The organism is Brucella sp. H1_1004, assembly GCF_047308065.1.
GTDB classification, from domain to species: Bacteria; Pseudomonadota; Alphaproteobacteria; order Rhizobiales; family Rhizobiaceae; genus Brucella; species Brucella pseudogrignonensis_B.
Genome location: NZ_JAYKZA010000001.1, coordinates 469,131 through 485,000 on the forward strand (window position 1 = coordinate 469,131; position 15,870 = coordinate 485,000).

The window sequence follows — 15,870 nt, forward strand, 5'->3', positions numbered from 1 at the left end:
ATTACTATAACAATAATGTATTATTTTTCTTTAGAAACGTACGCTTAAATATGTAATACTTCTCATTTGTTGCAAATCATAACTTGCAAAAACACTTTCCCCGGGCTGAGTGCTATAACCAGAGGTAATACTTCCGTTACGGGAACGGTCATCTCCCATTGACGCGTTTACATACAGATCACTAGATCTGTTTGTTGGAAGATTAAAATTTTGGTTAAGATCATTCGCTGCTTCTGGAGTTAGTATCGGATTTTCGGTAACTGGATTAAATTCACTACCGGTAATCAAATCAATATTATCTCTTTGTTGGAGACAAACATTGCCTTCAGCTGTTTTATAAGCACCATTTGGTATATCATGTTCATGGAATTCTACAAGATCATCAGATGTTGCGGTTCGTAAGCCAGCGAATAATTCGGGCTTATCTTCAGGAATTTGGAAATAGGGTATTTTATTACTTCTACGGATTATTTTTTGAACGAGAGATTCTTCGCTTTTAATTTTGGCTAATTCAAAGTCATCCGCTTTTTTGCTTCCTGAGGATACTACTTGCTTTGGAATGACGTGATCTGCGTCAAAATTTTTCGCATTAAACCCCACAGAATAAGCAGCAAAAAAGCCCATTGCAGCGAAAGTCAACTCGGTAGCCGCTTTACTCGGATTGGAGTTCCAATCCTCAGATGCCTTGACGCCTTCATATGTAGCCCCCCCAAGGATTGCCAGGGAAACGCTTGCCTGAATAGCGGCTCCAACCGTTAATGGACCCAGTACAAAAGATCCAACAATCAAAGCAGACTCAACCACTGCTATTCCAACAACCACACCCAATAATTTTTTATTGCTAGCATTACTTCCCTGTGGAGTATGCCCTGTCGGATCACTATAATTAACTGGATCGTTGTGGGCGTAAGCAAATGGATTTACACCAGCAGCAGTGTGTGGCCCATAAGAGTCTGGCATATTAAATCTGGCAATACGCGGATTATAAAGACGGTACCCACGCCCTAAGAAATAGCCTCCTAGCGCACTATTATAAACTTCCCCGCGATATGAAGGTGTCGTTAGGCTCGGTTTATAAGATGAACCAAATGGGGTCGTGGCTGTTGACAATTTATCACTGCCTTCTTCACCATAAATAGGTGTATCAAAGCTATCGACCAAGATAAATCTGAAAATATCATCAGGGTCCGTCTGGCCGATAAAACCGGCTAAAGAGTAAATGCGGCTGATTTTATTGTTTTTATTCGACGCGGCATCGAGAGTAAACTCCGCATTAACTTTAAAACCGTCATAGAAAAAGCAACGTATATTATTATCTTGCTCTAATTGGCGCCGGAGACTGTTAGTGCCATCGTATACAAAACTCGTAGATCCATTGGCGTCACTTACGGATGACAAACGCTCCATTGTATCATAAGTAAACTTACGACCCTGGTCATCATTTAAAGCCCTATCGTATGCCAAATCATAAAGTATACTAATCGGAGATCCGTTATCTTTTACAATGGATTCGACCAGAAATGGATTATTATTAGTATAATTAAATGTTGTCGTGCTATTTACGTCAACACCATTCTCAATATAAGTTGTTGTAATTTCTTTTATATTGTTTATATCATCATATTTATAATCCTGTTTTTTAACATTATTTCCAGTTTCATCAGTTACAAACGAGGTTCCGTCACAATTATACTGTATTAGGCGCTTACGATTGTCATATTTATAATTTTCGACGCGTGTTCGTATAGAGTTAGGGTCCTGTGGCCCGTAAGTACGTTTCGTAAGCCGCCCATCGGAGCGATACGTCATTTCCAGGATTGTAGGATTTGAAGATGGGCTTTTCTCAATGAGACTTGTTATGTAACCCGTTTTTTCATCATAGCCCTTCGTTAAAGAATAACATTTGCTGTCGTCTATTTGCCCAGTTTGGTTATCGGTATTCCATGTCAGGATCGGCCAAGACTTCTGAACCTCCAACCTGCTATATTTATCGTAGGAAAAGTCTGTTCGCATGTGAACGTTCTCAAGGCGAACCAGCCGCATAAATTCATCGTAGTAATAATAAGTTGTTAGCCCATTTGCATCGGTTTTACTGCTTAAATAATTCGTACTACCAATATAAGTATTTTCTGTTATTGCGTATAGGTTTGATGAATATTGATATCGTTCTGATACTACGCGCCCCAATGCATCCAATTTTCTCATTATTACGACTTGGTTATTACCATTGCTCTTTTCTGTGATACTAGAAATTTGCCCCAATCTATTATAAGAAAATATTTGCGATATATTATCGGAAGTTTGTATTGTCGTTAATCTTCCTCCTAGATTATCATCATAAATGTAATTGATAGTAGTTTTCCGGTCGGGCTTCGTTTCTTTTTTTACGCGAGAATATGCGACATCATACTCGTATGAATAGAAGTGTGGGTATTTTAAATCACGTCCTATTAGACTTCTTTGACTAATAAGACCGCGATCATTATAACTGCACTCTAATAATGTTAGTTTTTTTTCGTCTAACAAAGTATATGTTACCTTAGTAACAAGAGGCCTTATAAATCTTGTGTCATATTCAATAGCCAATACGGTGCCGTCAGGGAGAGTATATGATTGAGGTCTACCAAGGAAATCACTTGTGAATTCGCTTAGATACGTTGTATCTTTCACTTCTTCAGCACCAGTTATATTTTCAACGATGCTTTTTAAGGTACCATACACATCTAACTGCTTAACTAAACTATGTACTTCACTGCCATCATCAGTAAACGTTGTCGTTTTAATAATATTATTAACAATATCGTTCTCTTCTGTCATATAGTTAGTAAACGCATTGTTTTTTACCGTCGATGAAATCGTATTTGGATTAAATGTTGACGAGACAATTTGACCGGAACCATTTATTGGAAATTTATATCCCGATTTCAAATGAAGCCCGTCGTAAATAAATTCCTGTTTGAGGCTGGCGCCGCTCGTGCCTTCTATTCCTGGTAAATCAGCAATTTTTAATGTGTAATCAATATCTCCACAGTAGTTATACATTTTCTGCATTATGGTACTATAATTAAGTTTTTTTTGATTAACCGCATTATTGTTTATAGCTATATCCGTTTGGACATTGCGGCATCCCCCATCATACGTATTTAAATGACCATTAAGAGGGTTATTGTCTTTAGGGTCCCCAAGATAAACTTAAGAACAATGAGTCATAAAATGACTATTTTCATTTATTGAATAATTGTCTACAACTGTAGTATAATATTTTGATTTTAATTTGTTATATTCTTGTTTAATTACAGCTTTTGATACTCCATATGTGAAATCCTGCGTATTATTGTATTTATCTTTCTTACTTAACAATAATCCTCTATATTTGCAGCGCCATTCTACATCTATTGTATTTTCTATACCCGTTTCGGTTTTTATTGTTGCAATATTTTCTTTATTGTCGATTGAATCGTCGTTATGAACATACGTAAAATTTGTTGAAGAAGTAGAGCCAATACCAAGTAAAGGATCACCAGACTTTATAATGTTGTCGGTATCACTACTTACACGTGTAAAATCCTGATTGTTTGCATCTGTCACATATGTATATATCTTTTGAGAAACATATTTTTCTCTCGAGTATAATCGCTTTTCTTTGACCATGAATATTTGTTTATTGCCGATATCCTGATCAACTCGCTTGCCTAAAGGTAAGCTCGTATAGTCGAATTCAACTTTCGCTATAGATTTTGGGGCCTTTATTTCAGATATATCGAAAAGTTCGATAGATTTTTGATAGTTAGACCCCCATCCATTGACAGTGTTGGATATCGCGTTAGGGTCTTTGGGGCAGCCATTTTCCTTGCCGTCCGCCAGATAATATAAATGAACGATTTGTTTATTATCTGCATAAGTTTCCGATTTTAATAATCCATACCAGGCCGGCACCGTCTTGTCATAGTATTCATATGTATTAGTCAGTATTTTCTCGTCCCATTTCCCTGCGTTCTTTACTCGTGTCTTAGTTGATGTTGAAAGTGGCTTTTGGTACCATGCAGGCAGCAAATCAAACGCCGTACCGTTATATATGACTGGATCATAATTATTAGTTTTTATTTGCTCTGTACTATCATCATAATTACGATAATATTCCTCATCTAATAGATGATACTTATTGTATGTACGAGCATAACTAAATTTTATTGAACCAGAAGCATCAACGGTATTTTCAGTAACTGTGTAGCTGTATGTTTTATCAAGAGAGTTATAAAGTGGATCATCATTATAACTAGATACATTAATTCCACTATTGTACCCTAAGTAATTATTATATGATTTGTCATACGTGTATGTTTTGATCAGCGGAGGCTGTCCACCACCATAATCAATAGTAGACTTTTTAAGAGAAGGCATGTAGCCCCCCCAGGAAGGCGCAAACCATATGTACCAATATTGTAGACTACAGATTCTCGCATACCCGTTGGGTAATTAATGGCTAGGAGTGTATTGTGGCTACCGAATTGTACACGTTGCGGATTATCCTTATTCAGACCCGTTTCAAATGTCCAAGTAATATTACCCAGCTCCTCAGAGGTGCTCGTAACCATTGTTAGATAGTCTAAATTAAGTGTAAAATTAAAATTTTGTTCAAATGTCTTACCAGGATAAAATTTTAAATTTGCAGATTGTGCTAAATAACTAATAGAAATTAACGTAGTTTTATCTGCATCGCCGTCATTAATAGCCGTAAGGCGACCATTTTGGTCAAATGTTAATGATACACTATGCCCGCTGCTCGTAACGATTCGCTTTGGCAAGCAAAGGCTTGTCGAACCAAAGAACTTAGGAGTTGCGTCGAATACTACTGAATCTCCACTCATACTGTAAATAGAATATTCACCATTATTACTTCTTTTAAATACAAAATTTTTCATTTTTTCATATTTAATATTATAAGTACCATCGCTCAACTGTCCACTACCTAATGCCCAGCTACTACCATTAGGATGGTTAACTACTTTATTTCCAACATCAAAACTGGCAAATGCAAAACTCCAGCCAATACCAAAGCCATGGTTCTCGTTGTTTTGAGGATTATACTGCAACGAAATTGGAATGTGTGGACCGAGTCCACAATTTCCCGTAATCTCGCCAAATGGTACCGATGGTTTAAATTGACCAGTTCGGGGGTCAACATTTAAACTTACCGAACTAGAAAAATTCTGCGCCATTGAAAAATATTGAGGCATTTGGTAAATTCCTTTTAAAATAGTACTTTTAATAAATGTAACTATAGTTGTATGTTTATCGGCATGAATATAAACATTTATCCACGTTGATTAAAACCTGATATATTTGCAGCTAGAATGATCAATGAATGCTCAGAACGATATTGCGATTGGTGAAAGGATTGTGTTGGGCGGGTTTTTGCACAGAAGCAACTCTAAGGAGTGCACTCATAAATAGTCTAGCTATTTGAACGGTTTAGTGATTCAAAGGCCTCGAAACTGAAGGTTATTGATGTCACGTCGTCGCTATGAACTGACAGAACGGGAATAGTCGATTATTGCGCCGCTGTTGCCATGCAAACCTCGTGGCGTTCCCCTGCCTTGATGATCGCATGTGCTTGATGGTATTCGGTGGCGGTTTCGCACCAGCTAAACAAGGTCCGAAATCCCCGAGCGCTGTAGTGTTGCAACAACCTGCTACAACTGGCGCTAGGGAGGTGCTGGTGCATAGGCTCGTTTGCTGAAGGTCGTCCCTTAGGTTTTGTCTGCATTCATAGGTTCCTTTTTCTTTAAATTCTGATTCAAGGTTGTTGAAGGAGAACAGCCTTGAGCAGACGCAACCTCACAGATGAGCAATGGAGCCGGATCGAACGTTATCTTCCGGGGCGCAGCGGGATCGATAATCGATGTTTGTCGATGCGATTTTATGGGTGGCAGGCAATGCAGCGCATTGGCGTGATCTGCCGGAGGTGTTCGGCAAATGGACAGCGGTTCATGCGCGCTTTCGGCGCTGGGCGCAAGCAGGTGTATGGGAGAAGCTTTTCCATGCTTTGGCTGACACACCAGACTTTGAATATGTGCTGATCGACAGTACGATATCGAAAGTCCATGCCGATGCTTGCGGCGCAAAAGGGGGGCTGAAGCTGCCTGCATCGGTCGCTCACGTGGAGGACTGACCACCAAGCTCCATGCTGTGGTTGATGCTATCGGCCTGCCAGTTCGCATCCATCCAACGCCGGGTCATCATGGAGACTGCCCGCAGGCCAAAGCGCTGCTGTCCGGCTTGAAGGGCGTCGGCCACCTCATTGCGGATGCCGCCTATGATGGCGATCAGCTCAGAGCTTTCATTGTCGATGATTTCAACACAATCGCCCAGATCAAAGCCCCCGCCTCTCGTGCAATGACACCGCCCGTTGACCGGAGTCTTTACAAGGAGCGCCATCAGGTCGAGTGCTTCTTCAACAAACTCAAGAGATTCCGCCGCATCGCATTACGATGCGAGAAGACAAACACCGCATTCATTGGCTTCGTCCATCTCGCGTGCGCTATAATATGGTTGAAATGAATGCAGACGGAACCTAAAGCTCATTCACCACCTTGCTTTGAATCCAAGTGTCCCTTTGATTGCATAGCTTTTTGCGAAACTGTTGAGGCTGGTGTTGATGGAACCTTCACCATAGAGCGCGTACTTGTCATCAGCCCATGCATATGTGCCGCCAGCCCCGATCCCACCCGAAATATTGTCATTGGCGTTATCGAATGTTTTGTCTGCAACGCTTATACGCATAGGTCCCATCATCTCCTGGTAGAGATTGGCAATGCCATAAATGCTGGTGCGGGTGAACTGTCCTCTGGTATCAATCCATGCAGTACGGTAATCAACAGAGATACCAATACGACCTGTCAGGTTGTTACCGTTACCCAGATCAACAGCTGCGCCAAACACATCTTCAAAGCCGCCGAAGCTCATTGAAGACCACATCAGCTGTGCCTGCGGGGTTAGGGACCATCTGTCGTTTAGATCAATGCGCTGACCTGCTTCTGCACTCACAGCATAGCCTGAACTCTTGCGGCCATTGGCAAGGCTCCGATTAACGGTGGTCGAATTAAAATCGCTGCGGTACCAACTGGCCTGCCCCTGAACATCGAGGTAATAGCCACGATCACTATACCAAGTCAGCGTACCCCCAAGACCCCATGCCTGTGTCCGTACATCACCATCGCTTTGTGTGGAAGCAATACCGGAGCGAGCATTGCCATATTGACCGGTCAAGCCACCAATCAGCTTCCCATTCTCGCCCTCATAGAACTGACCATCAATACCGACCTGCATCAGATAGGTATTGATATCCTGTTTTATGTCAGAGTCGCTGTGTTCAAGACGATTATGCGCACCTTCAATGCGACCCCAGATGTTGCGCTGATCCCGGACAGAGCTTGCCTCATGCGAGGAGACAAGCGATGTGCCGATAGTATCTGCACCCTGTTTAATCACCGGATGGGCACTACGATCCCAATAACGATTACCCACACGTTGTTGCAGAGTTGGCAGCTTGTTAAGCGCCTGCATAGCTTCAAGCGCCCCTTGGTAAAGCGGCACGCCGGGATTGATGATCGGGCCTTTACCATCTTTGAGCTCACTGCGCAGATACCAGTCGCCATCAGACGGCGTGCTTACCCCTCCTTCATGCAGCGAATACGCATAGGCACCGGCAACCACAGCCTGCTGACCATCCTTCGTGATGTAATCACCTGCAAGATTGAAGGTACCACCGGATTTTCCGTCAATCTCTATAATCCTGATACCTTCATTAGTCTGCGCACCCAGCCCTCCGCGATTGATTATCTTCACAGTACCGGTACCTGCTGTATCGCCACCAACTCTCAAAAGATCGCTTCTAGAATCATCGCCATTCAACTCAACATTCATAATGATTGTGCCGTTGTGGCTAGTATAATTACCGCTTACATTGATCACAGCACCCGGAATGGTGCCAAAATTCATTGTGCCACTATTATCGAGCGACGCAAGCGTAGTTGTATAACCACCACTATCCAGTGTGGCATTGGCTGCGACATAATAGGCGGAAGCCGAGCTGAACGATCCTTGCATCTTTTGCTGCAATGTCCCGACATTTACGCGGGTTGCACCCGTATAAGTATTGGCGCCAGTCATGAGCGTTGTGCCTGTTCCGTCCTGCGTGACAGAGCCAGTGCCTGAGATAGCATTGGAGAAGATCAATTGATCCGCGCGGTTGAAGGAAAGTGTGCCATCATTGGTCACATCACTGGTAATGCTGCCAGTTGTGCCACCATCACCAATCTGCAAAGTGCCACCATTCACGATCGTATCACCTGTATAGGTGTTGGCTGCCGACAGGATCAGCGTCCCCTCTCCTTCTTTGGTCAGGGCACGACCGTTCCAGCCACTGCTGAATGTCCCTGTTTGATCGGCAAGAGCAAGATCAACATTAAAGCTATCCGTTGGATTGGTGAGGGTGAACACGCCATTGCCTGCAGAAGCCCCGGCAAGCCAAGTCAGGCCAAAGCCGACAGTATACGTCTTATTGTCAGAACTCTTGCCTCCAGCAAGAGTTACATAATCTAACGTACTCCCACCTGAGCCCAGATTGACCGAGGCAAAGTCGCCGGTAATCCCATTGGTCGTTTCAATGAGGGTCACTTGCGACGACGTCAGGCCGCTGGCGCTCGTCGCAACGCTGCCACTAAAGCCAGTCACATTCAGTGTTCCATCAAGCGCAGCCATATTGGCTGTGATGATGGGGTGGTTCCCTGCACCAATCGCCGTATTCAAGATCGCACTCGCGTCTTGCGTAAAGGCACCGCTCACAGTGAGTTGCGCATCAGCGCCAATTGACGTCGTCGCATTCGCCGCCGTTGTATAGCTTCCAGCACTAAACATACCCGTCTGACCAAGTGACAACGCGCCAGCAGTCACAGAAACACTCCCCACAGAGCTATTAACGCCTGTAAGTGTCGTATTCCCGGCTCCTGTTTTGTTCAGCGCACCATCACCAGAAAGAACATTCGCCAAAGTCCCATCTGCGTCAAAGCGAAGTTCAAGCTCAGCTGCATTAGTGATGCTGACCGTATTGGTGCCAAGCGCGTTGCCATTATCTGCGATTAAATGACCAGCAGAAATCGTCGTACCACCGCTATAGCTGTTGTTACCCGATAGCGTCCAATCGCCAACACCTGTCTTCGTGACAGAGCCAGAACCGGAGATGGTGCCGCTTAAGGTGGCGGCAGTCGCAATCTCCGCTGTCAGCGCTCCAGAACCCAGGGTCACATTGCCCGCGCCCGAAAGCTGTTTGGCTGTTTGAGCGAAGCCGTTTAAATCCAGTGTTGCTCCGCTCGCAAGTGTTACCGCACTGCTTTGTGCAAAGGCATTCGCAATACCCGCCTGCAAAGTGCCACCATTCACGATCGTATCACCTGTATAGGTGTTGGCTGCCGACAGGATCAGCGTCCCCTCTCCTTCTTTGGTCAGGGCACGACCGTTCCAGCCACTGCTGAATGTCCCTGTTTGATCGGCAAGAGCAAGATCAACATTAAAGCTATCCGTTGGATTGGTGAGGGTGAACACGCCATTGCCTGCAGAAGCCCCGGCAAGCCAAGTCAGGCCAAAGCCGACAGTATACGTCTTATTGTCAGAACTCTTGCCTCCAGCAAGAGTTACATAATCTAACGTACTCCCACCTGAGCCCAGATTGACCGAGGCAAAGTCGCCGGTAATCCCATTGGTCGTTTCAATGAGGGTCACTTGCGACGACGTCAGGCCGCTGGCGCTCGTCGCAGCGCTGCCACTAAAGCCAGTCACATTCAGTGTTCCATCAAGCGCAGCCATATTGGCTGTGATGATGGGGTGGTTCCCTGCACCAATCGCCGTATTCAAGATCGCACTCGCGCCTTGCGTAAAGGCACCGCTCACAGTGAGTTGCGCATCAGCGCCAATTGACGTCGTCGCATTCGCCGCCGTTGTATAGCTTCCAGCACTAAACATACCCGTCTGACCAAGTGACAACGCGCCAGCAGTCACAGAAACACTCCCCACAGAGCTATTAACGCCTGTAAGTGTCGTATTCCCGGCTAAATTATTTATCAGGCCATTTCCATTTATAGATGAAGAAAAATCGTAATTGGTTTCATTATGATTAAAGTAAATACTGGCGTCTCCATCTCCCATTACAATAGAGCTACCGGTAAATCTCCCAGAACTCGTATTTGATACTGCGGCCGAACTACAACTGTCATCGCAACCTACAAAGAGTTTACCTGTCGAGCCGACGTCTTTTGCCAATGTGAGTATTTTCCCTACATCTAGCGATAAAATCCCCCCTTCCGCAATTTGTAAACTACCGCTTCCCCCAACACCTACCGTGATATCGTCGTGAGCAATCCAATTGCTATTGCCTGAAATCAAAACCTTACCAATACCGGTGCCAGCTATACCGACTTTCGTGATCCCGTTGGTTTCAAGCGTAGCGTCGGTATTTACAATCACATTGCCCGTAGCACCATTATTTCCAATTACTAATGTTTCGATATTCGCCTTCGTATCAGAATGAAAAAAGGATAGTCCCCCATTAGAACCAGAAACGTCACCAACGGTGACGGTAGTCTGCGCCCCCATCGTTAAAGTACTTGCATGTTCGAGCCGCAAAAAAACATTGCTAGAGGGAAATGAAAGCGTCCCTATTTTCATATCACCATTAACTGTGAGCGAAATGTTCGAGACATCTGGACGCATATCTATCACACTAGAGTAACCGCCTCCCAGATTCACCGCACCATTCACTGTTAAAGCGGCATTCGACTGCGTAAACGTAATAGCAGCTGGGGTACTGTTAGATCCAGTAAGGGTCAGATTGTTAATCGTAGCATTAGATACATTAAATTGGACCACACCACTGTCATTCAAAACAACATCATCCGTAGCGCCTGGCAAGCCATTAGGAGTCCAACTCGCAGCATTTCCCCAAACCCCATTCGTCGTAGGACCACTCCACGTAACAGTTCCAGAGGAAGCTTTATCAGATGCATAGCTTATTATAGAAGCTATACTGGTAATATAAAAAAAATACTTAAAGTAAATATTCATTACAACCTCGTTGAGGAATTTATAGTGTTATCTAAAAATGTTCATAAAATTTATTGAATGTCAAACTCATATGTATTTTATGAAAAATGTATTTTTATTTAAATTTATTTTTCTAATAAAAATTATCTGAAATTAATATTCAATTATAAGTACTTTTTGCTTTATTGATGATGAGATTTTAAATAACTAATTATTCGGTATTTTGAATGCAGTCTTGTTTCTGGATGCAATTATGCTAAAAGCTCCGCAGAGACCTCAAATGAAGAACGATTGTCATTTGCGAACTGATACTTTCGGATCATAGACACAACTTCGAGGCCAACACTCATCGCTGAGGCTGAATGAAAAGCTTTAAAGCCCAACATATGTTTGACGATCCGCTTTATAAAGCGATGATCCTATTCAAGAATATTGTTCAGGGCATTGCCAAGTTTTTTGAGCTTGTGGTTTCCAGTATTGATTTAGCATCAAATTACCGAGTTCATTTCTCCGGTTGATGGGGGTTGGTTTATGTGCTCAACGATGCCGCTTGCGATTATCTAAAGTCGCGGCATGGCGTCGATCCGACGATTATCGCCAGACTGCGAACCCGCAACCCACAGCACTTTCCCAATCAGGTGCCGTTTCTTGAGCACTTGGCCCATAAGGGTATCGACATCTTCGATAAGGATTTAGTTCGGATAATCGCGGAATCCGGTATCTGGGGTTCTATTCGCCATCATAGTTTGTTGGGCAATGCCGTTATTGTCTATGATGATGCTGGTCAGTTCCGGGTGGGAGACCATGCGCTGTGCTGGGTCAATGCTGAATGCTTGTTGCAAAAGCTAATGCCAGCAACGCTCCTGCAGGTGAGGCATGTCGAAACTCTGCGCAAACTCATCTGGCTCTTTTACAAGCTTTTGAAAGACTTTGCCCGAAGTCCCAGCGCTCGTGCAGCTCAGGTTCTTGAAGTCAGGTTCGATCGGATATTTTCCATCCGCACGGGCTATGCAGATCTGGATAAGCTTCTGGTGCATTTACTGCGCCGTAAGCACGAATTGCTCAAAGTTCTTGAACGCCCGGAAATCCCGTTGCACACCAATGCGTCCGAGATTGATCTGCGCAGTTGCGTCACAAAGCGCAAAATCTCCGGTGGCACTATGAGTCGGGACGGCCGTGCCGCCCGCGACACAATGCTCGGCCTTATGAAGACTTGCAAAAGGCTTGGCCTGTCCTTCTGGCATTATATCGGCGATCGGCTTGGCGTGCCCGCTGAACGACCAGTGACCCAGGAACTCGCAGGCTTCATCATTGCAGAAGCCTGACCCTGCTTACTTACGGCGGTAGGGCTTTGAGAATAGGACCACCTGCCCTGCTTTTGTCGGGGCTTCATCCCGACTATCAATGTCGATCGCGGTCATCCACGCGTTCTTCAAAATGCAATTGGAAGCAATCTTCTGTCACAGACCGGATTATGATAGACTGCGATAATCCATGCAATTGCCCAGTAAGATGGCACTGCCACCACATCCACTCCGCTTACCCGCGCCCGCTTACGACAGACTGAAGAAATCAGGCCACAGTCAAACAATTGAAAAGATATAATAAAACAAAAGTTAATCTATTTAACCGCTACTTTGGTTTAAGCACCGAAGAGATACCCCCTCTTCGTGCAGTTGCAAAGAGAGACTAATCAAGCCTTCTGCACTTCTTGAATAAGGTGTTTAGGTGAAAGATGTGCATGCTTACACCATATAAGGACGACATTCACGCGGAAAAGCCTGGAGATAGCGACCACCACTCGATCTCAGGCTGATCTTGTTTCGCAAAGCTCAAAAATGCGGCGGTTAAAAACTCAAACGAATATCGCATTTTACAATTCCTATGCGCAATGAACCCGCCCAATACACACCGCACCTTTTTGAAGGCTCACTTCGAATATACGCTCCAAGCATCGCATGATGCGCTAGTCTTGAAAAGAATACAATAAACAGAAACCATCCGTCACCACGAATTAAAAATCTATCATTCAGGATGAAACTCACCATACCCGCGGAACAATAGATTCAGCTTCGCAGCTGATAAAGAATAGATACCCACTTGGAGCTGAATGAGCCCTCCCGATTCCCCCACAACTAATGTTGTCGCTCCCAGAAACGGCGCTTGAAAAGCGAACCGAATCTCCTATTTTTCGTCTCTAAAGATGTAGACTGCCGTCTATTATGATTAATTCTCTTTGAATTCAATTAGATAGGCTTTTTTCAATTCGTTGTAAAAACAAGACAAAGCCCTTAAGGCAGATACGCTAACCATTTGTTAAGTTAGACCTCTTGCAGCAAAATAAGAATCGGACATAATGACGGTATTTAGACGGCATTAGTTCCAGTGCCGTCATTAGGGATGCTAATTCTATGAATACCGCAAATCAGGCAGAGCAAATGTCGTTTGACGACATGATATTGACGCAAGGTCGCGAAATCTCGCGCAAGCTCAATTTGCTGCGCCATGAAAACTTTCCGCCAGATGCGCGCAAAAACCTGCGCCAGTTTTCTATGGCTGAAGCTGCGTATTTTCTAGGCGTATCTCCGAGCAATCTCAAGAAGCTCCATCTGGAAGGTAAGGGCGTAGAACCGATCATCCTTTCTGGTGGACGGCGCGCCTACACGATCGAACAACTGCAGGAACTGCGTCAATGGCTCGATCAAAACGGTCGCGCCGAAGTAAAGCGTTATGTTCCACACCGTCGTGGCAATGATAAATTGCAGGTCATTGGTGTTGTGAACTTTAAGGGCGGCTCCGGCAAGACAACGACAGCAGCGCATCTGGCTCAGCATCTGGCTCTTACCGGCCATCGCGTACTCGCCATTGATCTCGATCCACAAGCTTCGCTTTCAGCGCTACATGGCATTCAGCCTGAGCTTGATGAGTTTCCTTCGCTCTATGAAGCCGTTCGTTATGACGAGCAGCGCAAATCAATCCGGGAAGTTATTCGTAAAACCAACTTTCCGGGTCTTGATGTTATCCCTGCTATGCTCGAGCTTCAGGAATATGAATATGACACACCTCTAGCAATGCAAAACGGTGGAGAGGGTAAAACCTTCTGGAACCGTATTGCATTAGCTCTTGAAGAGGTTGATGCAGAATACGACGTTGTGGTTATCGATTGCCCACCGCAACTCGGTTATCTGACTTTGACCGCCCTTTCGGCAGCCACATCGGTCCTCATCACCGTTCACCCTCAGATGCTCGATCTTATGTCGATGTCACAGTTCCTGTTGATGCTGGGCGACATTCTCAAGACTGTGCGTCAGGCAGGTGGTGCGGTCCAACTTGATTGGTTCCGCTATCTCATCACGCGCTATGAACCGACGGATGTTCCGCAAGCACAAATGGTTGGCTTCATGCAGAGCATGTTAGCCTCTCACATGCTGAAGCATCACATGCTAAAATCAACGGCGATATCCGATGCTGGCCTGACGAAGCAGTCGCTCTATGAAGTTGAGCGCTCTTCCATGAACCGTGGAACCTATGATCGCGCCATGGAAGCCCTGGAAGGCGTCAATACTGAAATTCGCGGCCTTATTCATCGGGCCTGGGGCCGTTAGACGGCAGTCTAATACGAGAAATATGAAATGAAATCAGTGCTATCGCTGATTTAAGGATAAGAGAATGGCACGGAAAAACATTTTTCAGAGCGTCATGAAGACGGAAGAAGCAGATGGAGCCGCTGCTGCGCCGGTCGAAAATGTTACGCGCCGTTTTGGTGCCGCAAAATCATTGTCAGCATCGATCGATGAACTCGCCAAACAGGCATCCCATAAGCTTGATGGTGAAGCAATTGTCGATCTGGATCCTGCTCTTCTCGATGTGTCTTTCGTGGCAGATCGTCTTCCTGAAACGGATGATCAAGAATATAAAGAGCTCTTAGAGGCCGTTCGTGAGCGTGGACAGGATAGTCCTATTCTCGTGCGCCCTCACCCAGAGACCAACGGTCGCTATATGATCGTCTTTGGTCATCGTCGTGCCAAGGTCGCGCATGAGCTTGGTATCAAAGTTAAAGCAGTTATCAAACCGCTGGCTAATCTGGAACATATCCTGAGCCAAGGTCAGGAAAACTCAGCACGTGCAAATCTCAGCTTCATTGAACGCGTCTTATTTGCAGCGCGCCTCGAAGAGCTGCATTATAGCCGCGAAGCTATTCAAGCAGCGCTTTCTATCGATTATCAGACCCTGTCGAAAATGCTGACAATTCCACGTGCTATTCCAGAAGACATGCTGGTTGCTATTGGTCCCGCAAAAGGTGTTGGTCGTGATCGCTGGTTGGAATTACGTAAGCTGATTGAAATGCCAGGGAAAGCAGATGCTGCAAACGAGCTGATGAATACGGAAACGTTTAAGACAGCACAATCAAGCATGCGCTTTGAGCAGCTCTATGGCTATCTCAAAGGCACAAACCAGAAGAAGCCAATTACGAAAGCTGCTTCACGCACTGGCATAGCATGGCGCTCTGCTGACAAGAGCGTGAATGCAACTATCAAACAAAGTGGTAAAACGGCAACTTTGGCACTCAGTGCTGCCAATGGTCCACGTTTTGCTGAATGGATTTCGCGTAATCTGGATACGCTTTATGCGTCATTCAGTGACGAAGAGAAGTGAGTAAGCGTCTGGGTAAGGAACTTATCCCTACCTATCCTGCGTAATGTATAAAAGTAGAAGAGTGCAGATGGTGGTCACCTGCATCATTTAACAAAAAGGAAACAGACGCAAAAGAAA

8 protein-coding genes and 3 pseudogenes are annotated in these 15,870 nt (G+C 44.8%); 5 read left to right on the plus strand and 6 right to left on the minus strand.

From position 1 onward, the window contains the following. Positions 1-30 precede the first annotated feature (30 nt). The 3 genes from U2P60_RS02295 to U2P60_RS02305 form a co-directional block, all read right to left on the minus strand. On the minus strand, positions 31-3,051 hold the full coding sequence (locus U2P60_RS02295; RefSeq protein ID WP_413571073.1) for an RHS repeat domain-containing protein: 3,021 nt from the start codon (positions 3,049-3,051) through the stop codon (positions 31-33). Between the two features lie 141 nt (positions 3,052-3,192). After that, entirely contained in the window at positions 3,193-4,401 is a 1,209-nt protein-coding gene (locus U2P60_RS02300) for a hypothetical protein (protein ID WP_413571074.1), read from the minus strand. Continuing rightward, a complete protein-coding gene (locus U2P60_RS02305; protein ID WP_413571075.1) occupies positions 4,347-5,237 on the minus strand; it encodes a hypothetical protein in 891 nt (296 codons plus the stop codon). Before U2P60_RS02305 ends, U2P60_RS02300 begins: the two co-directional genes overlap by 55 nt. A 585-nt stretch (positions 5,238-5,822) precedes the next feature. Here U2P60_RS02305 and U2P60_RS02310 point away from each other — a divergent pair. Then, positions 5,823-6,561: pseudogene (locus U2P60_RS02310) on the plus strand (IS5 family transposase). Positions 6,562-6,585: 24 nt separating this feature from the next. On the opposite strand, the gene U2P60_RS02315 reads toward U2P60_RS02310, so the two are convergent. The 3 genes and pseudogenes from U2P60_RS02315 to U2P60_RS02325 all read right to left on the minus strand — a co-directional run. After that, positions 6,586-10,056, minus strand: a complete 3,471-nt coding sequence (locus U2P60_RS02315; protein ID WP_413571973.1) for an autotransporter outer membrane beta-barrel domain-containing protein — start codon at positions 10,054-10,056, stop codon at positions 6,586-6,588. 300 nt (positions 10,057-10,356) lie between these two features. Next, positions 10,357-11,118 (minus strand): annotated as a pseudogene (locus U2P60_RS02320) (hypothetical protein); the annotation flags it as partial. 230 nt (positions 11,119-11,348) lie between these two features. After that, positions 11,349-11,537, minus strand: a pseudogene (locus U2P60_RS02325) (DDE-type integrase/transposase/recombinase); the annotation flags it as partial. On the opposite strand from U2P60_RS02325, the gene U2P60_RS02330 reads away from it, so the two are divergent. The 4 genes from U2P60_RS02330 (at position 11,460) to repB (ending at position 15,753) form a co-directional block, all read left to right on the plus strand. Beyond that, positions 11,460-11,615, plus strand: coding sequence for a hypothetical protein (locus tag U2P60_RS02330; protein ID WP_413572023.1), 156 nt, complete (start codon positions 11,460-11,462; stop codon positions 11,613-11,615). The pseudogene U2P60_RS02325 and the gene U2P60_RS02330 overlap by 78 nt on opposite strands. A 15-nt stretch (positions 11,616-11,630) precedes the next feature. Beyond that, positions 11,631-12,422, plus strand: a complete 792-nt coding sequence (locus U2P60_RS02335) for a hypothetical protein (protein WP_413571077.1) — start codon at positions 11,631-11,633, stop codon at positions 12,420-12,422. Between the two features lie 1,086 nt (positions 12,423-13,508). Further along, positions 13,509-14,702: a plasmid partitioning protein RepA gene (gene repA, locus U2P60_RS02340; RefSeq protein ID WP_413571078.1), complete on the plus strand. Its 1,194-nt coding sequence runs from the start codon at positions 13,509-13,511 to the stop codon at positions 14,700-14,702. A gap of 64 nt (positions 14,703-14,766) precedes the next feature. Next, positions 14,767-15,753 carry a plasmid partitioning protein RepB gene (gene repB / locus U2P60_RS02345; RefSeq protein WP_413571080.1) on the plus strand — a complete coding sequence of 329 codons (987 nt, stop codon included), beginning with the start codon at positions 14,767-14,769 and terminating at the stop codon, positions 15,751-15,753. Positions 15,754-15,870: the final 117 nt, after the last annotated feature.